This is a genomic window from Streptomyces sp. NPDC047028 (assembly GCF_040644095.1).
GTDB lineage: Bacteria > Actinomycetota > Actinomycetes > Streptomycetales > Streptomycetaceae > Streptomyces.
This window is the reverse complement of record NZ_JBEYVS010000017.1, coordinates 136,225-155,232: the sequence shown is the minus strand read 5'-3', so window position 1 is coordinate 155,232 and position 19,008 is coordinate 136,225. Positions and strand designations below refer to the sequence as shown.

At 67.2% G+C, this 19,008-nt stretch carries 24 protein-coding genes and 1 tRNA gene; 7 read left to right on the top strand and 18 right to left on the bottom strand.

Going from position 1 to position 19,008, the window contains the following annotated elements; translation table 11 throughout:
• Positions 1-85: 85 nt before the first annotated feature.
• From ABZ854_RS17660 to ABZ854_RS17605, 12 genes are all read right to left on the bottom strand, one after another.
• Positions 86-1,369, bottom strand: coding sequence for a DNA cytosine methyltransferase (locus ABZ854_RS17660; RefSeq protein ID WP_361211153.1), 1,284 nt, complete (start codon positions 1,367-1,369; stop codon positions 86-88).
• 92 nt (positions 1,370-1,461) lie between these two features.
• A complete protein-coding gene (locus tag ABZ854_RS17655; RefSeq protein WP_361211150.1) occupies positions 1,462-1,665 on the bottom strand; it encodes a hypothetical protein in 204 nt (67 codons plus the stop codon).
• On the bottom strand, positions 1,662-1,850 hold the full coding sequence (locus tag ABZ854_RS17650) for a hypothetical protein (protein WP_361211147.1): 189 nt from the start codon (positions 1,848-1,850) through the stop codon (positions 1,662-1,664). The genes ABZ854_RS17655 and ABZ854_RS17650 overlap by 4 nt, the downstream gene beginning before the upstream one ends.
• On the bottom strand, positions 1,841-2,110 hold the full coding sequence (locus tag ABZ854_RS17645; RefSeq protein ID WP_361211144.1) for a hypothetical protein: 270 nt from the start codon (positions 2,108-2,110) through the stop codon (positions 1,841-1,843). The genes ABZ854_RS17650 and ABZ854_RS17645 overlap by 10 nt, the downstream gene beginning before the upstream one ends.
• Positions 2,111-2,260: 150 nt before the next feature.
• The gene (locus ABZ854_RS17640; protein ID WP_361211141.1) at positions 2,261-4,345 is read right to left on the bottom strand and encodes a cell division protein FtsK; all 2,085 of its coding nucleotides are present in this window, start codon (positions 4,343-4,345) and stop codon (positions 2,261-2,263) included.
• A 90-nt stretch (positions 4,346-4,435) separates the two neighbouring features.
• Complete coding sequence (locus ABZ854_RS17635) at positions 4,436-4,630, bottom strand: DUF6257 family protein (protein WP_129308112.1); 195 nt, start codon at positions 4,628-4,630, stop codon at positions 4,436-4,438.
• Positions 4,631-4,710: 80 nt separating this feature from the next.
• Entirely contained in the window at positions 4,711-5,088 is a 378-nt protein-coding gene (locus tag ABZ854_RS17630) for a DUF6251 family protein (RefSeq protein ID WP_361211137.1), read from the bottom strand.
• Positions 5,072-5,419, bottom strand: a complete 348-nt coding sequence (locus tag ABZ854_RS17625; RefSeq protein ID WP_361211134.1) for an RRQRL motif-containing zinc-binding protein — start codon at positions 5,417-5,419, stop codon at positions 5,072-5,074. The genes ABZ854_RS17630 and ABZ854_RS17625 overlap by 17 nt, the downstream gene beginning before the upstream one ends.
• A complete protein-coding gene (locus tag ABZ854_RS17620) occupies positions 5,416-6,447 on the bottom strand; it encodes a DUF2637 domain-containing protein (protein WP_361211131.1) in 1,032 nt (343 codons plus the stop codon). Before ABZ854_RS17620 ends, ABZ854_RS17625 begins: the two co-directional genes overlap by 4 nt.
• Positions 6,444-6,728, bottom strand: a complete 285-nt coding sequence (locus ABZ854_RS17615; protein WP_361211128.1) for a DUF6303 family protein — start codon at positions 6,726-6,728, stop codon at positions 6,444-6,446. Before ABZ854_RS17615 ends, ABZ854_RS17620 begins: the two co-directional genes overlap by 4 nt.
• Positions 6,728-7,381 carry a GGDEF domain-containing protein gene (locus ABZ854_RS17610; RefSeq protein WP_361211125.1) on the bottom strand — a complete coding sequence of 218 codons (654 nt, stop codon included), beginning with the start codon at positions 7,379-7,381 and terminating at the stop codon, positions 6,728-6,730. The genes ABZ854_RS17615 and ABZ854_RS17610 overlap by 1 nt, the downstream gene beginning before the upstream one ends.
• Positions 7,378-7,647 (bottom strand): DUF6284 family protein, encoded by a 270-nt coding sequence (locus ABZ854_RS17605; protein ID WP_361211122.1) that lies wholly within the window; start codon positions 7,645-7,647, stop codon positions 7,378-7,380. The genes ABZ854_RS17610 and ABZ854_RS17605 overlap by 4 nt, the downstream gene beginning before the upstream one ends.
• 523 nt (positions 7,648-8,170) lie before the next feature.
• Between ABZ854_RS17605 and ABZ854_RS17600 the strand changes: the two genes are divergently transcribed.
• The 3 genes from ABZ854_RS17600 to ABZ854_RS17590 all read left to right on the top strand — a co-directional run bounded on the left by ABZ854_RS17600 (position 8,171) and on the right by ABZ854_RS17590 (position 10,479).
• A complete protein-coding gene (locus tag ABZ854_RS17600) occupies positions 8,171-8,554 on the top strand; it encodes a winged helix-turn-helix domain-containing protein (RefSeq protein ID WP_361211119.1) in 384 nt (127 codons plus the stop codon).
• A 150-nt stretch (positions 8,555-8,704) separates the two neighbouring features.
• Positions 8,705-9,490: an aminotransferase class IV family protein gene (locus ABZ854_RS17595; protein WP_361211116.1), complete on the top strand. Its 786-nt coding sequence runs from the start codon at positions 8,705-8,707 to the stop codon at positions 9,488-9,490.
• 50 nt (positions 9,491-9,540) lie between these two features.
• Positions 9,541-10,479 (top strand): SUMF1/EgtB/PvdO family nonheme iron enzyme, encoded by a 939-nt coding sequence (locus tag ABZ854_RS17590; RefSeq protein ID WP_361211113.1) that lies wholly within the window; start codon positions 9,541-9,543, stop codon positions 10,477-10,479.
• A 44-nt stretch (positions 10,480-10,523) separates the two neighbouring features.
• Here the strand turns inward: ABZ854_RS17590 and ABZ854_RS17585 are convergent, their stop codons facing one another.
• Genes ABZ854_RS17585 through ABZ854_RS17575 form a run of 3 tightly spaced genes read right to left on the bottom strand, consistent with a single transcriptional unit; the run spans position 10,524 to position 11,803 of the window.
• Positions 10,524-11,000, bottom strand: coding sequence for a hypothetical protein (locus ABZ854_RS17585; RefSeq protein ID WP_361211110.1), 477 nt, complete (start codon positions 10,998-11,000; stop codon positions 10,524-10,526).
• A gap of 3 nt (positions 11,001-11,003) precedes the next feature.
• Complete coding sequence (locus ABZ854_RS17580) at positions 11,004-11,534, bottom strand: hypothetical protein (RefSeq protein WP_361211108.1); 531 nt, start codon at positions 11,532-11,534, stop codon at positions 11,004-11,006.
• A 2-nt stretch (positions 11,535-11,536) separates the two neighbouring features.
• On the bottom strand, positions 11,537-11,803 hold the full coding sequence (locus tag ABZ854_RS17575; protein ID WP_361211106.1) for a BrnT family toxin: 267 nt from the start codon (positions 11,801-11,803) through the stop codon (positions 11,537-11,539).
• A 195-nt stretch (positions 11,804-11,998) separates the two neighbouring features.
• Between ABZ854_RS17575 and ABZ854_RS17570 the strand changes: the two genes are divergently transcribed.
• A tRNA-Ser gene (locus ABZ854_RS17570) sits at positions 11,999-12,118 on the top strand.
• Positions 12,119-12,359: 241 nt separating this feature from the next.
• Here the strand turns inward: ABZ854_RS17570 and ABZ854_RS17565 are convergent.
• Both ABZ854_RS17565 and ABZ854_RS17560 read right to left on the bottom strand, forming a co-directional pair.
• Positions 12,360-13,664 (bottom strand): hypothetical protein, encoded by a 1,305-nt coding sequence (locus ABZ854_RS17565; protein WP_361211103.1) that lies wholly within the window; start codon positions 13,662-13,664, stop codon positions 12,360-12,362.
• Positions 13,665-13,737: 73 nt separating this feature from the next.
• Positions 13,738-14,040, bottom strand: a complete 303-nt coding sequence (locus tag ABZ854_RS17560; RefSeq protein WP_361211100.1) for a hypothetical protein — start codon at positions 14,038-14,040, stop codon at positions 13,738-13,740.
• Positions 14,041-14,894: 854 nt separating this feature from the next.
• On the opposite strand from ABZ854_RS17560, the gene ABZ854_RS17555 reads away from it, so the two are divergent.
• From ABZ854_RS17555 to ABZ854_RS17545, 3 genes are all read left to right on the top strand, one after another.
• On the top strand, positions 14,895-15,485 hold the full coding sequence (locus ABZ854_RS17555; protein WP_361211097.1) for a ParB N-terminal domain-containing protein: 591 nt from the start codon (positions 14,895-14,897) through the stop codon (positions 15,483-15,485).
• Positions 15,486-16,764: 1,279 nt separating this feature from the next.
• The gene (locus ABZ854_RS17550) at positions 16,765-17,127 is read left to right on the top strand and encodes a hypothetical protein (RefSeq protein ID WP_361211094.1); all 363 of its coding nucleotides are present in this window, start codon (positions 16,765-16,767) and stop codon (positions 17,125-17,127) included.
• Between the two features lie 159 nt (positions 17,128-17,286).
• The gene (locus ABZ854_RS17545) at positions 17,287-17,952 is read left to right on the top strand and encodes a histone deacetylase (RefSeq protein ID WP_361211091.1); all 666 of its coding nucleotides are present in this window, start codon (positions 17,287-17,289) and stop codon (positions 17,950-17,952) included.
• Here the strand turns inward: ABZ854_RS17545 and ABZ854_RS17540 are convergent.
• Positions 17,927-18,880, bottom strand: a complete 954-nt coding sequence (locus ABZ854_RS17540; RefSeq protein WP_361211088.1) for a bifunctional DNA primase/polymerase — start codon at positions 18,878-18,880, stop codon at positions 17,927-17,929. The two genes, ABZ854_RS17545 and ABZ854_RS17540, sit on opposite strands and share 26 nt — an antisense overlap.
• Positions 18,881-19,008: the final 128 nt, after the last annotated feature.

Below are 19,008 nucleotides of genomic sequence, written 5' to 3'. Positions count from 1 at the left end.
AGATCAACGTCCTCTACGCCATGCTCCGTGACCGCCAGCCCTTCCAGGCCCGAGCACCCCTGCGTCTCGTGGCTTGACAACAGCATTAGGCAGCCGCCTCCAAGGTCGGTCGGACGGGGATGCCGGCGGGCACGGACACGATGTGCGCGGCGAGGAGCGGCGGGACGGCGTTGCCGACCTGCTCGAACTGCTTGGTCTTCGTGCCCTGGAAGGGGTAGTCGGGACGGAACGACTGGAGGACGGCGGCCTCCGCGACGGTGATGCGGACGGTTTCTGCTTCCTCGTTCTCCCAGGACACGTTGTTGCAGCGGTGTCCGAAGAACAGCGTCCCGGCCGGCTCCGTCGTCGGGCGTACCGTGGCGTTCCTCTGGCTGTTGTGCCGCAGAACCCACTGGCCGCCTGCCTTGACGGTGAAGGTGGGCGCCGGTCCGGCGTAGGGGTCGGCGGTCTGCCGGCTGCCGTCGGGCAGTTGGTTGCGGTTGGTGTGCAGCACCCATGACCGGGTCTTCTCGGTCAGTGCCCACGACGGGCCGTCGGCGGGGAACTCGTTGCCGCCCGGTGTCTTCCGCTCCCCGCGGGTGTTGACGGTCAGCCCGTCGGTCCAGCCGAGCGCGTCGGCCATCGACACCCATGGGTGCAGGCACTCTCCGAAGAGGTCGAGTTCGGGTGCCTTGGCGTGCGTCGGCGCCGGCGCGGTCACCGCACGTGCCCGCGAGGCGATGAGGATCGCGCGCTTGCGGGTCTGCGGGACGCCGTAGTCGGCCGCGTTCAGGACGCCGGTCCACGTGCTGTAGCCCCATTGCTGGAGGTACAGCGCGTAATGCCGCCACAGTGGGAGGACATCGGGGACTTCCTCCAGGCACACCCACTCCGGGCGCAGGTCGGCGAGCCAGCGCATCGGCTCGGCCGCAAGCAGCGACCGCTTGTCCCGGCACTGTTCCAGGAGACAGGCGCGGGTGTCGCGGCTGTGGGCGAGGTCGTGAACGGCCTGGTGCACAAGCGCCTGATCCGCCAACCCGCCGCGCTTGCCGGCACGGGACCAGGCCTGGCACGGCGGCGACGCGATGAGACCCGTGATGCGGTCCTTGAACGGGCCGGTCGGGTAGACGGCTACGTCGGTCTGAATGGTCGCGTGGCCGGCGGCGTGCGCGGTCCTGCACGCCGCTGTGTCCCACTCCAGGCCGATGTCGGACAGGCCGAGCATTCGCAGGCCCTCGGCCCAGCCACCAGGTCCGCGGAACAGTTCCACGATGTCGCCGAGGATCGCGCGGCCACCTGCTCCGGTCGCGCTCTTGGTTGATGACGCGTTCACGACGCTGAGGTGCCGGGACACGCCCCGGGCTCGCCGGATGTCGGTCGGTTCGGTCATGCTGGGTGTCTCCAGTCCTGTTGAGGGTGCTGGGTGATGAGGGCGGCCCCGGTTCTTTGGCGAGATGCGGGGGCCGCCCTTGTTCGTGCGATCTAGCGGTCCGACACGGCAGGCGGCAGAGCCGGTGCGGGCGCCGGGGCCATGGCGGTGAGGTAGAGCCGGACGCGGGTACGGTCGCGGGTCGGGTAGGCCCGCAACGGGCCCGTGGTGAACGCGTCGGCGAGCGCGGCCGTGACACGGTCGACTTGCTCCGGGACGCAGATGACGCGGATCTCGAAGGTGCCGGGCCGGTTCACAGGCCGTGGATGGAGCTGACGACGGCGGCGGCCATGTTGTTGATCGGTCCGGCGGCGCCGGTGGAGGCGAGGAAGAACCCGAACATGGCCGCCGTGAACGCGGAACCGGCGCTGAGGCTGTTGGAGCGGAGCAGGAAGAACAGGACGAGTCCGAAGATGAACACGAGGGAGACGGTCACGACCATGGCGTGTAGCTCCTGTCGGTGTCGTAGCGGTCGGGGCGTCGGGTACCGGCGCGGTGGATGTCGCGTCCGGTGTTGAGCAGGCGGCGCCCGGCCCGGAGCCGGTAGCGCTGTCCTCGGCAGCGGCGGCAGGCCTTGACGGTGCGCCGGCCGATGCGGACGCCGATCCCGGAGCACTTCCGGCACCGGGCGAACGGCCGCACAGCACACAACGCTGCGTAACCGGCGAGGATGAGCAGGACGGCGAGGCTAGCCAGAGCCACGGGGGCTCACATCCCTTCACGGGCGGGTTTTCGGGGGTTTTCGCAGGTGGGCCGCTAGACGCTAGTTCGCTGATCAACGGCCCCTTAGGGCGCTAGTGGGCGTGCTAGACCTAGCGGCCGGGCGTGCTAGGTCTAGCAACGTTGCTGGGGTCAGGCGGCGGCCCGGTCGGCGTTACGGCGTGTAATCGCGGCGGTGATGTCGGCGCGCTTGATGCCGCGCCGGTTGGCGCCCTCGCCGTCGTCGGTCTGCCCCCACACCTGGCCCGGCTTGATGCCCCACGGCTTGAGCGCGGCCGTGACGTTCTCGCCCTGCCACCCGGCGTAGGTCTCCGGGTGGGCGGCGGCGAGCCGGGTAGCGATCCGCTCGCACCACACGGCTTTCTCGCCGTCGGCGATGACGTCGAGGACGTCGGCGAGGATGTCGGAGCCGCTGCCGGTGTTCTCGGGGCCCTTGCCGATGGCGTGCCCGGTGACGTTGCCGTAGGCCTCGCGGGCTTGGCGGGCGCGGGCGACGATGCGCTCGGCGGCGACCGCGTCCACGAACGCGCTCGCGACGATCCGCGGGTCGTCCCCCTCACCCGCCATCCAGCAGATGCCCCGGTCCGAGCGCGAGAACATCGTGGCCCGATACCCCGACTTGTACATCGACGTACCGAGCACCATGTCGTTCGCGGGCTGCCCCATGACCTTCAGGCAGAAGCGGAGCACCGCATTCGCAGAGATCCCGGTGGGCAGGGACTTGGCGTCGGGCCGCTGGGTGCCGAACATGGCCACGATCCCGAGTGCGGGGCCGCGCTTGACCAGGTCGGTGCAGATAGCCTCGATCTCCTTGCCGTGTTCCTCGTGCTCGAACGGCACCTGGCACTCATCGAACCCGACCACGATCGGGTGCAGCCCGAGAGCCTTGTCGGCGGCGAGTTCGGGGGTGACCTTCGACTCCGGGCACCGCGAGCGCGGCAGGGACTTGATGACCTTCGCCCGGCGCCGCAGCTCCTCCTTCAGCTCCCGCAGCGTTTCCACGACGTACTCGATGTCGTCGTCTTCCTCGCCGGCGCGGTAGCGGTGGCAGACCGGCTCCAGCGCGCCGAAGTCGCCGGTGCCCTTGAAGTCGAACGCGTGCACCTCCGCCCGCGGGTCCAGGGCCGCGATCAGGAGAAACAGTCGCATCAGGAACGTCTTGCCCATGCGCGGAATCGACCCGACCACCACGGACGCGAACATGAGGGTCACGGCCACGTCCCGCATGCGCTGGTCGTTGCCGAACACGACGGGGCGGAACAGGTCGACGGTGCCGGTCTTGGCGAGCGGCCAGGCGGGTTTGGTGGTCTCGTTCATCGGCTTGTCCCCCACCCACAGCACCAACCGCCCCTCGTGCTGCTCAGGGTCGGGGGAGGGCCACACACAGCCGGTCTTGCGGCGCAGACCGGAGGCGAGGGGCTTGCGGGCCTCCATGATGTCCTCCGGCGTCACGCCATACGGCAGGTCCAGGTCCGCCCGGTAGCCGGGCCCGTCCCGCACGATCTCCGAGACGAACCTGAGGCCGTTCATGTCGCCGCCCTTCTTGATCGCGGCGGTGACCTTCGCGTTCCCGATGCTGTCGAGTCCGCGCAGGACGATGGAGCCGGTCAGCTTCTGCACCTCGGTCTTGAGGACGGCGGGGCCGACGACGGGGGCGTCCGGCTGCTGTCCGCCCATGCCGAGTAGGAGCACGCCGCCGGCGGCGAACGCGTACAGGAAGGCGGGGGCGAGGACGTACAGGTACAGGGCGAACCCGACCCCGAACACCGCCGCGACCAGCGTGACGAGTCCGCGCAGGCGGATGCGGCCCGCCCGGAGCCGGGCGAGGCGCATGTACTCCTCAACGTCCTCGGTCCGCACGGCGAACTCACGGAGGGGTGCGGCCTCGCGGTCCCACACCCATCGGTTGGTTGCGGCGATGAACCGGCACGTGCCCCGGGGGGCCATGAGGGTGAGGCGTCCGGCGTAGACGGGAAGGCGGACGCCGTGGAAGAGGGCGGAGTACCCGGCGTTCGCGGCGGCGTGCCGGGCGGTGGCGGTGAAGTCGCGCCGGTTGGTCAGCCATCCGGCCAGGACCGGCTTGCGCTTCTCGATGCGCACCTTCGGGCCCGGCAACGCCGGGTTGTCGACCGCCACCGGAACGGCCGGCGCGTCGTCGTCGGGGTCGGTGGGGTTGGGGACGGGCCGCAGGTGCGGGCCCGTGGGGCTGTCAGCCATGCTGGAGGCTCCCTGCTGCTCAATGAGGGTGGTGGGTGGCCCGGGGGCGGCCTTGTTTCCTTGGCCGGGACGGCCGCCCCCGGGGCGTTGCTACTTGCGCTTGCCGGCGCGCTCTTCGCGCTTACGGGCCTGCTCCAGAACGCGGTCGACCTTGCGCTGAAGGTCGCGCTGGTCGACCCGGCCGCCGTACTGGCGGTCGTCGGCCAGGCCGCGCTTGTACATGCGGGCGACGTACCAAGCGATCTGCGTCTTCTCACCAGCGGTCAGGCGAGGCTGCTTGCTCATCTCGGTCACTCCCGTTCCGGGCCGGACTGTCCGGCTCCCCACAACCCCCGAAGCCACGTTCCGGGGGTCACGGGCAGCTGTCAGCGACGGCCGCGGGAACGGCGCAGGGTGTTGGCGGCGCGCTTGCCGTCCTCGCCGCCCACCGAGCGGACGACGGTGACGACTCCCCACGCGCACACGGCCGCGATCAGCGCGAGTAGGGCGAGGTTGGCGGCCATGGCGGTGAGCACGCCGACCAGCAGCGGGCCGAAGTAGACGCCGGCCGCGACCGTGCCGGCGCCCATCCCGGCGCCCAGGGCGACGCGCTGAACCGTGCGGTCCGGCGGCGCCTGATGCACGTGCTGGTGGATGACCTGCGGGCCGCTGAACTGCTGCTGCGGGGTGGGGAGGTGGTTGGTGTAGGTGTAGGTGCCGTCGGGGAGCTGCACGACCCGGGGCACGTCAGGCAGCGATTCCATCCGGGATTCCTTCGGGGTAGGAGCACCGCACGCACGTGCCGAGCGATGCGGGGATGACGTATCCGGCGTCCCGCCCGCACTCGGGGCAGAGGCGGCGGGCGCGGTTGGCCTTGGCCAGGGCCCCCCACCGGGCCGGCGTCATGGGCCGGACCGGCGCTGCGAGGTCGACGCGGTACAGGTAGGCGACCAACGGCGGCCGTCGGCGGCGCGGGCGTTCGAGCTGCGCCGCCACGTCCTGGCCACCCGGCCGCAGGCCCTGTGCTCGGAGCTGACGGCGGGTCGCCAGACCGTCCGGGGCGAGCCGCCACCGGTAGACGGGCAGTGCGCTCACGACGACATGCCCTCAAGGATGAGTTCGCCGTCTCGGTGTTCCTGGTAGCGGGCGGAGACCCATCCGACCGACCAGCCGCACAGGTCCGCAGCCGCCCGCACCGGCAGGCCCTCGCCGAACGCGGCGTGCACGACGACCCGGGCCTTGTCCTCGGGAAGCTTCTCGCTCACCGGTCCGCCGGCCAGCAGCTCTGCGCGTTCACGCGCCGCCCGCTCCTCACGCTCGGCGCGTTCACGGCGTTCACGCTCGGCCCGCTCCTGCTGCTGCCGGCGTGCCTCAGCCTCGCGCTCCAGCCGCTCACGCTCACGGCGCTGAGCGGCCTCCCGCTCGATGCGTTCACGCTCGCGCTGCTGCTGTTCACGCTCGCGTTCACGGCGTTCACGGGCCTCCCGCTCCGCCCGCTCCCGCACCTCACGCTCGGCTCGTTCCGCGCGGCGGGCGGCTTCCTCACGTTCGGTCTGCTCACGGGCGAGACGCGCCTCGTGCTCACGCTGTTCACGGGCCAGCGTGGCGGCGTGCTCGCGTTCCTCACGGGCGCGTCGCTCCGCCGCCTCACGTCGCTCGGTGGCGGCCTTCTCGCGAGCTTCCCGCTCGGCTCGCTGTTCGGCTTCCAGGCGGGTGACGGCGGCGGTGATGGCGCGTCGGTAGGTGAGTCCGGTCTCTGCGGTGACGATGAGCAGGAGCGGTGCGACCGCGTGCACGGCCACGCCGACCAGGTCATTCTTCAGCGCGGAGTCGGCGACGTTCAGTGCCAGCGTCATGCAGCCGGTCATCCACCGCAGCGCGACGGGCCACCGCCCACCGTGCCCGCCCAGCCGGGCCAGGACCGCGTCCAGGCGGACGACGATGACCACCGCAGCGTCAACGACCAACGGCAGGATCGGCGCGGTCCACGCCCACTTCGCCGGGGTGTGAGCCGCGGCGAGCGGGGTCACGGTGAGGATCGAATACAGCATCGCGCCCGACACGATCAGCCACGTGCCGGCCGACAGGGCGCGCTCGGCTGAACGGATATGAACGGCGTTCACGCGTCCACCCCCGCCCGTGAACGCACCTGAGTCGTGGCAATCAAGATGACGGCGGTGGTCGGGTCGCCGACGATTTCACTGTCTTCCGACCACGACCACTCGCCGTCCTCAACCGGTTCGAACCCGAGCCGCTTGAGCGCCCGTGAACGCTCCGCGAGCGTCGGCACCGAGCGGCGCCCGAACGAGAACTCCGGCCAACGCTCCGTCGTGCCGAGCAGCACGACGTACAGCCGCCAGCGGCCACCACGTACGGACATCTGAGCCCTGAACGTCGTCGGCATCACGCCGCCTCCCTTCCGGCGCCGCCCGTGCCCCGACGCCCGGTACGGCGACCGGCCGTCGTGGTGTGCGCGAGCGCCGGGCCGTCGGCCACCCGCCATCCGCCCCCGCTCCGCTTGGCCGCGTACATGGCCTCATCGGCCCGACGCAGCGCCAGCGACAGGGAGGGAGAGGGAAGTTCAGCGGTGAGGCAGGCACCCACCGACGCCCCGACGGCGAGGGTCCGGCCCCGGTAGGTGAACGGGGCGGTCACTTCGTCATGCAGACCGCGCAGAAGCCACGGCAGCGACACCGGGTCGGGCAACGGAACGACGGCGGCGAACTCGTCACCGCCCAGCCGCGCGGTCGCGCTCCCGCGCCGGCCGCTGAGCGCGTCGGTCAGGCTCGCGGCCGTGGCCCGGATCGCTTCGTCCCCGGCCGCGTGCCCGAAGGTGTCGTTCAGGGCCTTGAAGCCGTCCAGATCGAGGACGAGCACGGCGTGCGGGCCACGGGCCAGGGCCCGCGTCGCCCGCCGCTCGAACGCCGCTCGCGTCGGCAGACCGGAGAGCGGGTCACGGCGCGCGGCCGACAGTCGGCGCCGCAGGAGCACGCCGTGTGCGGCCCAGCCCGAAGCGAGCGGGCCCGATGCGGCGAGCACGGTCACGACGTCGTTCATGCCGCACCCCCCGGCAGGCTCGCGCCGGCGGCACGGTTGGCGAGGATACGGCGGGCGGCGAGCAGGCGCCGACGGGCACGACGGATGCGCTGCGTGTCCAGCTCCGACGGCGTGCGGTCCAAGACCACGATCTGCGCGTCGACCAGGTCGACCTCCGCCAGGATCAGCGGCATCTCACGCTCGATCGCGTCCAACTCCGCCTCCGTCGGTTCCACGAAGTCGGCGAACGCCGTAACAGCGTCCTGAACAGTGACGATGTGCTCCATTGGGTCGTGTTCCTCTCGGATAGGAACGGCCCGAACAGCGCCCCCGGTGTTCCCGCACCGGGGGCGCACGCCGTTGGGTCGGAATGTCCGGCTCCCCTCGGCGCTGCTCGTACGAGACGAGCAGCGGAGGCAACCGGCCGCAGCACGAAGCCGCGAAGGGGTTGACGTGCTTGTTTGCGGCCGTAGGCCGCGAAAGTGCTGCGGATGAGAGATCAGGCAAAGCCGGTCCCCGGCCTTTCGGCGGAGATCCGGGCAGGTCGCCCGGCCCGACATGGGCGGTCGGGGTGGTGACCCGCACCCATCGACCGCACGTGTTCATGCGGCTGGGTCGGCACTCTGTTCAGTTCGTCGTAGCGCTTGCTCCGGGCCATGCATCCGGGCGCTGTTCGAGCAGGTCAAAGCCACTTCGGAGCAATCGACCTAGGTCGCTTGCCCTTGATGAGAAAGCTACCTAGGTCGCTTGTGGACGTCAAGCGGTCTCGCGCTCGGGTTCCGAGCGACCTAGGTCAAGTACGCTTTCCGGGTGGACTCACAGCCGAAGAGGAAGCCCAACGCGCGCGAGATCGCCGCCAGGATCAGAGACGAGATCGCTGCGGGGACGTTCGGCCCTGGCGACCGGCTCCCCGGTGGCCGTGCCTACGCCAAGAAGCTCGGCGTGTCCCTGATGACCGTGCAGAACGCCTACGCGCAGCTCCGAGAAGAGGGGCTGGTTGAAGGCGTCTCCGGGAGCGGTACGTACGTCCGGGATACCGCCCCCGGTGAACAAGGGCCCCGTGAGGCAGCGCAGCGGCTCACCGACCTGCAAGCCGAAGTCGCGCGCGTCTCGACCGAACTCGTCGGCCTTGTCGAGCGCGTCAAGCAGCTTGAGGCGGCCGTGGGCCCCACTGAGGGTGAGCCCGGCGCCTAGCGTCTGTCGCGGTGTCCTCGTCATGCATTAAGCGTGTCCCGGTGAGGGCATCGTGAGTACGTACTCCCGCCGCCTCCGCACCGAACTAATCCGAACTTTGGCCGCTTACCAGGGTGTTGGCGGGCCGTCAGAGGCTGCAAGACTGACGGCATGGCCGAACTCAACGGAAAGCCCGTCACCCTAGACGACCTACAGAATCTCGCCCTCACGAACTACGGACACTTCACGTCCATGCGGATGGAGGACGGCACGATCCGGGGGCTTTCGCTCCACCTGGACCGCTTGGTGCGCGACTGCCGGATCGTCTTCGGTGTCGAGTTGGACCGGCAGAAGACGCTGGAGTACATCCGCAAAGCAGCCGAGGGCGTCACCGGGGTCGCCGGCCTCCGCGTCACTGTCTTCGACCCTGCGCTCGACATGGGGCGCCCGAGTGACGCCAAGGACCCCCACATCTTGGTGAATCTGCGGCCTGCCGGCGCAATGCCGCCCCCGCCCCTGGCAGCCAAGACGTTCACCTTCACGCGCGACAACGCGGAGGTGAAGCACATCGGTCTTCACCCACAACTCAAGCTCCGCCGTGACGCTCAGCTCGCCGGATTCGACGATGCCGTGTTCGTCGAGCCGGACGGGCGAGTCTCCGAGGGCGGCACGTGGAATCTCGGCTTTGTCGACCAGGAGGGCACGGTCATCTGGCCTGAGGCTCCGGTGCTCCCCGGTACGACGATGCTCCTGCTCCAGGGCCTCGATTCACCAAAGCAGGTCACCGCTCCTGTGCAGCTCGCTGATGTCTCCAGCATGGCCGCGGCATTCGCCACCAACGTGACCATCGGCGTCCGTACCGTCAGCGCGCTCGATGACGTGCGGTTCCCGCAGGACCACCCCGTACTCGCAGCGCTGCGTGATGCCTACGCCGGCATTCCCGGCGAGCGTCTGTAGACACCCGGTCGCCGTCCCCACGGGGCGGCGACCCACGACCGAGGTAGCCCATGCCACTCGTTACGAAATGGACCGGACGCGAAGTCAAGGCGCTACGTGAGGCCGTACGCATGAGCCTCATGGAGTTCGCCGAGAAGTTGGGCGTATCCGATCGCATCGTCTCCCGGTGGGAAGCGGACGGCGAACAAGCCTCGCTCCGCATGGTGAACCAGGCGGCGTTAGACACGCTGCTTGCCAAGGCAGAACAGGATGCTCAGGGCCGCTTCGTCGGCATCCTCGCTGCGGACGACGTCCCCACCCGAGCGATCATCGAACCCGACGAGAGCCAGACCAGCAGCGGCGACTACGTCAAGCACCCCGGCGACGGCAAGCTCATGGCCTACGTTCCGGAAGGCATCTTCCTGGCGGGGGAGGATGACGAACCCGTGTGGGTGGACGAGTTCCACGTCGACACCTTCCCGACGACCAACGCCGACTATGCGCGGTTCTGCGCGGCGACCCGGCACCCGATGCCCGAGCACTGGGGGAACGGTCGTTGCCCCCGAGACCTGTATGACCACCCCGTCGTGCACGTGACGTGGCGAGACGCGCAGGCGTACGCCACATGGGCCGGGAAGTCTCTACCGACGGCCGAACAGTGGGAGAAGGCGGCGCGCGGCACTTCGGGGCGTACGTTCCCCTGGGGGGATCAGAAGACAGCCGCCAAGTGCAATGTCCGGGAGACCGGCGTTGAGCGCACGACGTCCGTCTCTCGGTACCACAGTGGCGTTTCGCCCTACGGGGTCTACGACATGGTGGGCAACGTGTGGGAATGGCTTGCGACGCCGACCACGCCAGGGCGGTACCAACTTCGTGGCAGCGCCTTCACGAGCCCTCTGTTCCGGGGAGTGCCGGCCGTTCCCAACGACGCCAACGACACGATGCATGACGACGACACCGGATTCCGGTGTGTCGCAACTTCGGAGCAGATGACGCCGCAGCGAAGGTGAGATGAGGCCTCTGTGTAGCATTGGGTCGGAAGTAAAGCGAACGGTCAAGCCCCGAGCTTTCCGAAAGACCAACCGGTAATTTCACTGAGTCGTCCTCTCCAGTACATCCCATTCCCAGGGAGCCCAGTCTGACCCGGTTGGAAAATGCGGGCATCACGAAGATGAATGAACACCGTAGCGCCCTTAGTCTGAATTGCGTCTTGGTACCGTGCCGCCAAGTTTTCGGAGGCAGCAAGTGCTGCCTCTTCCTCTGCTCTTGCGTCGACGATTAGGTCTTCCCAGGATTTGAAGAACAGCTCCATCCCGGATGCCTCATCCAAGTCCAGGGTCTTATTTCCAGTCGCTTCGGCAATCTGGCGACGCATGCCCGCGAACCAAAGCCAATTTGGGACAAGGTTGCCGCTTACGGTTAGACCGCCAACGGTGAGAACGAGGGCGGGACCGTCTTCTTCTCCTTGTGAACCATTGATGATGTTCACGAGAGAAGTCAGTACGTGATCCTGAGTCTCTGAGTCCGTCATTGGCTAATTGCTCCGTTCTTTCTTTGCGGTCCCCTGGCCGTCGGTCCTAGAGGGATGCAAGCTGCGCCTACGCTCCTGCAGCACCTTGCGCTCGATCCGCCTACCTGCGACAGACTCGCTATCCACCTCATCGTTGTGGCGAATCAGCCTAACGGAGTATGGTCGATTATGGATGGAGAGATCTGAGCCCGCTCGCGGCTCAAGGCTCGTTACATTACGAGTGCTGGTTTCGGAAACTCCTGTTGGAGGCATAGAAGTTTTTCTAGCTTCTTCGGCCCTGGCCTGTTCGAGACCTTGCCGAATCCACTGACGCATGAGTTGCGTGACGGGCATGCCGCGTTGCTTTGCTACTTTTCGAATGGAAGACATAGTGGCTTGCTCCATGCGGATAGAGCGAGACACCATAGGGTACCGGGCAGGTTCGACCGAGACTTCTGTGGATTCCATGTCTACAAGGCTGGTGGATTGAAAGTAGTCTGCGAGTGCTTCCATTTCACGCTCGTCGCGATCCGAACTTTGCTCCTCGTTGGGCATCTTCATCTCCTCCCAAAACTCTTGCGCTCACGGACATCCATCTCGCGAGCGGTGACGACATAGAATGAGTTATTTCCTCGCGGGGCGAGAAATACAGCTAGATGGCGCCCACCGTCAGTAACACCCAGCAGCGCGTAAGTGTCGTCCCGAACGAGACGCACACGAAGGGGTTTGGTTTGGCATGCCTCCTCAACCTCGTCGGGGGACACACCGTGCTTGGCGATGTGCTCCTCGTTCCGGTCGTCCCAGATCAGCTCATCGACCCGCACGCGCCGAACGTACCACGACCACTTCTCATCCGTACCCCGTTGGGGTACGGACAAAACTGGACGAAGGGGCTAGCGGTCGTACGCGGGAACGACCCACGTTTGGTACTCGTGAGTGGGCTGCTAAGGCGTGTACTCCCGCGACGGTCGGCAGGGGAGGGGGATGCCTCGTGGGCCATATGTGGGCCAGCAGGGGTGGGACGCGGAGTGTTTGTCGCGTCTACGCAGGTCAGGTCAGGTTTTGTTGCTCGTACCGTACCGGTCTTGAAAACCGTCGTGGCAGCGATGTCACCGTGGGTTCAAATCCCACCGCCTCCGCCCAGGTCGTAGACAGTGCAGGTCAGAAGGGGTGCCTCATCATCTGATGCGCCCCCCTTCTGCATGCACCTTGTCTCACCCCGGCTCGCCGGTGTCCCAGGTGGCGTTCCCCCGCGCCTGCTCCACGGTGTGGGGGCCGACGGCAGACGGGATGGGAGCCGGGGAGAGTGCTGGGCTGAGGTGATGCGAAAGGGATCAGACACTCAGGGCGGCACCGCGCCGAGGCCTACTGCGCCCGCTCTCAGTAACCGATCCGGGTTTCGAGTTGCCCCGCCGTCAGCAGATTGCCATGTGTTCCGATGATCGCGGCACAGCTCGGTCGCCCCAGTTGATCGTAGAAAGCTTGCCCCTGGCCTCTGACCAAGGGATTCACGTATCCCGGAGTGGCCTGGATATTGTCGTTTGAGTCCCAGGTCCGCTCAACACTGACATGCCAGTTTGTGCACAGTGCCGCGAGGGCCGCCCCGGGCGAAGTTCCCGCGGCGAGCGCTCCGCTCATAGCTGTATGAATCTGGTCGCTGAAGGCGCCGCCCGGAGGCGCGATCACGGTCAGATGCCGAAACCCGCTGATGTACGGAGTCAGATTGATGATCAGTGAGCGCGGTCCCAAGTTGCCCCGGGGGGCAAGAGATTGCCGGAGCCGCTCCACAAGTACGTCGGCGTAGTAGTCCGGGTCCACGCGGCCCGCGGCGGCGCGGGCCCTGCTGAAGCCGACGCCGTCACGCTTGTGGACACTTCGCTGCGGGGCCAGTACCAGAGTGGCTGAAGCGACCACTTCGGTGTAGACGTCGATCACGAGTGGATTATCCTGTTCTAGCCTGCCCCGGTAGAGCAGATCGCCGCCGGCACGGACCTGGCCGGCGCCAGTGACCGTGACGGCTTGCCCCAAGAACGTGACGGCCGCATTCCGGTACATCAGCGCTCCATCCACCGGGTTTCGCCAGACAGCGTTTCCCTGTAGGTAAGCCTGGTACCTCTGCTGCTCGAGCAGCTCTGCAGCTTGACGATCGGCCTGAGCTTTTTGCTCCTGCGGCGTCAGGTACTTTCCGACGTCCGCGTATTTAAGGGTCGCCGTCGTGAGCTCGATCTTCCCTGGCTTTTTGTCGAGTAGGTGGACGTCGCTGGAGTCGGTGAGACCCCCGGGTTTCGGCACCTGATCACACGAACCTGGGAAAGCCGCGTAAACCTTTTTACTCCTGTCGACGACGTAAAGTCCTCCCTTGCCAGGGAAATCTCCGGTCCAGACAAACATGGCATCGACAGCGACTCCGCTCTTTAGGTTTCCCAACCGCGCTTTCACGCTGTCGAGCGAAGAGGTAAAACTGCTCGGGATCTTTTCTTCTTTCGCTATATCCCCTCGGAACGATTTGATTTCCTTATCCTTCGGCATTGCTTTGAAGATGTCTTTGAACCGAGCTTGATGCCCCTTGACGTAAGCGAGAATATCGCTATATGTCGCGTCTGCCCCCAGTTCATCTTTGCAGAGCGCAAGAGCCTTGCGCAATTTTATCTTTAGGTCGTATCCCGGATCTGGTGGACCACTCATGATCTGCTCCCGTCGTAGACTCAATGACCCAATCACGCGAGAGTTACGCAAGAGTTCCCCCGCCTCCGCGTCCTCACTCTTTTTCTTCTTCGGCTAGATCTTCCAGCACCTCGATGAAAAGGTCATACGCTGCATCAGCGTCCAATGTCCCCGCGTGGGGGTTCTCGGGAAAATCACGGATGACTCGACCTACGTAGTCGCTGAGAATATCGGACATGGCACCTTGGGTGACAGGCACGTCCGCTGCCACATCACGCACCTCGGGCGTCGGCGAGGCGGCTGGGGAGAAGCGAGACTCGAGTGCCCGGATAATCTCAGCCGTTGGCGGACTACGATCGACGAAATGCGCCACCGTCTGTCGAACCTTGGCGGTCACCTTTTCCGGCCCCTCCGCTGTGCCGGGGGCCTGCTGAGCCGGTTGACTCATTGTTGCGCCCCTTCCATGGAGATAGGTCGCCGGAGGACCTCGGCGGGTCGCATGCGATCATCGTGTTTCTCCCCCCATTTCAGACGATCGAATTGCAACGCTCCGTTGCACCTCGCTCCATATGGTGCATCAGACTCTGCCCTATGACAACTGGTGGAATCGCGGCAGATCACCCAGTGACATAGGCACCCCCGCCGCACGTCGGACAGGGCGAAGATGACGGTCATCAGGGTGGAACCCGAAGTGTCATTTGCTGACTCCCGTCAGTGACGAGACGCCGTACGTCAATCCAGCAGGCAAAAGGGAGTGGAACGTGTCGTCGCCCTGGGAATCGGTATCGGATGCGCTTGGCTCGGCGTTCTCCGGCACGGGGTTGCCTCAGCGGGGAGCCGAAGCGATAGTGGATACGAGGTGCCACGGGCCGGGTAACGGACTCCAAAGGGATCAGCCACCCACACGGGTGCCAGGACTACTCGCCAGCCCCGCTCCGTCAACGCCCCGATCTTGGCTCACCTCTCACAAGAGTGAGGGTCGACACTATGGCTAACAGTGAGAAACCCCCCGAGGACAGCCGACCCCAGCCCCGAGGACTAGCGAGATATTTCAGCAAGCTTCAGAACGCCGGCCGATCCCGATCTCGATCGCGAAATAGCAATCCTAGTGGTCGCAGTCGGTCCGACTCGCCTACTACTGAGCGAGCCAGCTCGTCTATTGAACGACCTGTCGAAGACTTCGTTGGTGCCCAGCCACCCTCAACAGATGTCCTCGCATATCTAGCCTCCACAACGGCCTCGGAATCGACCGTGAAGAAAGAGGAAAAGAGAAGCAGCAGGACTCCGGATCCGGTCCCACAGGTTACGGAAGTAAAGGAAACCAAATCCCTGGACCCATCGACAGCGGAGACTGTCATGTGGAAAGGGCGAACCCTAGTGCTCATGGATATAAGCACTTACGGCGGGTCGGAAGAAGAGCGGGTCGCGCGAGTCGATAGGGATGGAAATAGATTTGCAATCTGGGACAAGTTGGAAAAGAATTGGTACTACCTTAATGAGAGCCTTCGGTCGACCAATGAAGTGGTCGAGGCGGCGACAGTGAGTGCGGGACGCGACTACGGTAGCCAAAAACACTATAATTACCCGGGAATTGACGACGTTATGATAATGGATCTGGCGAAGATCGTGGCCCCAAGTGGACTCGGCTTCCCGGATGGAGTAAAGCTGAAAAAAATCAAAGAAGAAATAAGAGATGGCAAAGTCATTTGGCCTATCCAGGTGAAGCCTACGTATGGCACTCCTCCCTATAGGATATCCGGGGGGCGGCATCGATATCAAGCGTCGAAAGACAGTAATTTTACGCAGATCCCAGTAACGTTGGCGGAAAGTGATGAGGTTTGAAAGCAGCGTCGGGCGTCACACGGCGTGTCATGGCAGCACAAGGTTCCCGGTTCTCATACGGAGGATGCATGAATCGGGGCCAAAACAGCTCCCAGACACAACAGAAGAGGCGCCGTGTTGGGGTTGCCGGCGGCCGTTGAAATGAAACGGCGTCCCACTTCGAGCAGTCCGTGCCCGTGCCCATGCGCCTGCATCCGCGTCGAGGACCCACACACAGCAGCGTGCACGAGCTCAAATGCGCGGGACTCGTATCAGAACCGGCTGGCACGGTCGCCCCCCGAGCGGCCGTCGGCTAAGAAGCCGGTCCATGTTGCTGATCACCTCACGCTGGGTGTCACGCACAACGTGCGTGTACACGTCCATCGTGATGCTGATCTGGCTGCCCGAGGATCTCCAGTGGTCAGGGGGCCGCGGCTCTTCGTTGCGCTGTAGGCCATCTCCTCACGTTCGGGGTCGGGGCCCCAGCGGTCTCGTGGTGCGGGGCGGCACAGTCATCGCTTCGTGGGGCGGCCGTCGAGAAGTCGGGCCCACTACCTCACGTGTGAAGTGTCCGACACTTGCGTGGTGAGGTATTGAGCCATGTTGCCGATGCCGGGCACCGCTCGGTCGGCCTGAGCTCGTACGGACCGCAACGGCATCGCCAGGTCAACTCCGTCGAGCGGAGCAACTGGCCCAGGCTCGTCCAATGCCTCACCGTCGGACACGACGCCACCAGGTCCATCTCAAATCTCCGCTCGCCGCCGCGGTGTTCTCCGCGATAAGCGATCTTCCCGCCTGATGGACATCCGCGGATGGAATCGACCGAGCTGCGTCGGCGGCCCATCTGAGGAGGGCCGGGGTACCACGCATTAGGCTGCGGTCCCCGTCGGCGGTCGCGACGCCGCCGGAACCGTCCCGCTCGTGGGTGCCGTCTCATCGGCAAGTCACGCGATGAGAGAAAAGAGCACCCATGTATCCGTCCGCCATACGTTCCAGACGTACCGCCGTCTCGGTGTCCGCCCTCGCCTTGGGGGCGGTCATGCTGCTCGCGGGATGTCAGGGAGGCGGGAGCGGGAGCGGAAGTGCCGAGCGGGCGCCGGGTCGTGCCTCGGCAACGCCCGCCCCGGCGTCGTCCGCGCCTGCCGACGCTTCCTCGACGGTTGCTCCAGCCTCTTCCGCACCGAGTGCCGTGCCGAGCGCCGTGACGAGCGCCGTGACGTCGTCGTCCGTGGCCGCTCATTCGTCCACGTCGGCGCGTCCGGCCGCCCGCTCGTCGGCGCCGGTGGCGGAGCCGCGCTCCGTGCCCGGATGCCGGAACCTCGTGGTGGGCGCCGCGGTGAAGGCGGAGGTCGTCTCGGCGTACCGGAGGGTGATGCCGTCTCTCCAGCACGTCGCCGTGGGTCACCCGTTCTACTACGGGCAGTGCGGCGGCATGCTCTACGCGGCCGCCCGCTTCGTTCCCGGCGAGGGTGTCACGGCCGGGGAACTCGTCAACTTCCAGGACGAGGGTGCCACGATGAAGTTCTTCGCCCGGCCTGCCTCGGGAAGTTGGCGCCGGGTCGGCGGAGAGGGCTTCCCCGCGAGCCCGAAGGGGTGTGCCGAGCCGGGCAGCAACATTCCGGTCGCGCTCGCGTCCCTGTGGGGCGACTGCCCCGACCACTAGGGTCCCTCGCTCGGATCATGCCGGGCTCGATTCGAGGAGCCCTCGTCCGTCCCAGGTGCGAGAATGCTGCGCGGTGTCTGTCGTGGGCCGAACGGCGGCCGAGGTGCGGGCACCCGTTCCGCGTGCGCGGTCTCGCGAGGTTGTCGGCCGGGAGTCACAGTGAAGGCGTTGCGGAGGATCGAGCCGGAGTTGCCGGTCGATCTCAGTCCCGCGCGGGTCTGGTACACGGCGTACGGCTCGAACACGCACCTGGAGCGGCTCGGGTGCTACATCCGGGGCGGGCGGCCGGCGGGGACGGCCAGGACGTATCCGGGGTGCCGGGATCCGCGGATGCCGAGCCGGTCGGTCGCGGTCGAGCTGGGCGGCGCCCTGTACTTCGCGACCGAGTCGCCCGTATGGGGCGGGGGCAGGGCGTTCTACGACCCCCGGGCCGACGGACGCGTGCTGGCGCGGGCCCATCTGGTGACCACGGGGCAGTTCTCGGACATCGCGGCACAGGAGATGTACCGGGAGCCGGGCGCGGGGATCGACCTCACCGAGGTGCTGACCCGGCGGACGGCGAGCCTCGGGGAGGGGCGCTACGAGACGCTGGTGTGCGCCGGGCGGGTGGAGGGCCTGCCGGTGCTGACCTTCACCGCGCCCTGGGTGATGCGGGACGTCCGGTGGAACCCTCCGTCCGCCGCGTACGTCCGGTACCTGGCGGCCGGCCTGCTGTCGGCGGGGGTGTGGGACGTGGAAGCCGTCGCCTCGTACGTCGCCGCCTGCCCCGGCGCGGCCGGCCACTGGTCCGCGGAGGCGATCAGGGATCTGTTGTCGTCGGGCTGAGTCCGCCGTGTCCCCCCGTACGGGGTCCCGTCATCCTCGCGGCCGACGCGATGGTCGCCCGGGCCTCGTGTTCCGTGAGGCCCGTGGTGCGGGCCGCCTCGGTGAGGGAGTCGGCCAGGGCGGGGCCGAGCCCGTTCTCGTAGGCGCGGCAGGCTGCCCAGAAGAGGCGGGTGTTGCGCTGGCCCTCGTGCGCGGAGAGGACGAACTGGACCAGGCCGCGGCCGTGGTCGGCGGGCGGCTGGTGCGCGGCCGCGGCCGCGGCTGTGGCTGTGGTGGGTGTGGTGCGGAGTGGGGGGACCAGCAGGCGGAGCAGGGCCGGTGGGCAGGCGGCGGGCGGCAGGTGGGCGGTGCCGGGGGCGGTGGTGTAGACGCCGTGGTCGGTGCGTGAGCCTGGGCCGACGAGGTAGCCGCCGGCGCCCCTGATGTCGATGCCCGGCGCGAGGCGGCCGGCGGAGTTGGGGACGACGACCTCCGGCGGCCCCGTCAGCCACAGGTGGCGGCCGCCGCTCGGGGTGAGGACGACGACCGTCTCCGGGACGGTGAACAGGTGGCGGAGGGCCAGTTCGCGCAGGGCCGCCGTGGAGTCGGTGTCCGGTTTGGTGTCCAGGTCGACGCCGATGAGGTGGTGCGGGGACAGGCCGCAGGCGATGCCGTAGCCGGTCGACCAGGGGGCCGCGGCGAACAGGGCGCGGACGCGGGCCGGGTCGGTGGAGGCGTCGTACACCCCGTGGCCGAAGCGGCCGCACTCGCCGTGACAGGGGGCGGCGGGCGCGGGCGCCCCCGCCGGTGCCGGCGCCGGTGCTCGGTGCGGGGAACGCAGGGCCGGCAGCTTCGTGCGGGACAGAGGGATGACGGCCAGGCCGCGTTCGGCGGCTGACAGGGCGTGTGCGAGGGCCAGCGTCGTGGCCTGCCGGTCGGTGGTGGCCATGACTCCATATTCGTACGTACGTTCGAAAAAGGGAAGGGTTGGCCGATCGCGACGCGCCGGGACGGCACGGAAGGGTTGGACAGGTGGCGGAACGGTTCACCCCTTGCCGCGCCTGGAGAGGCGGGTGT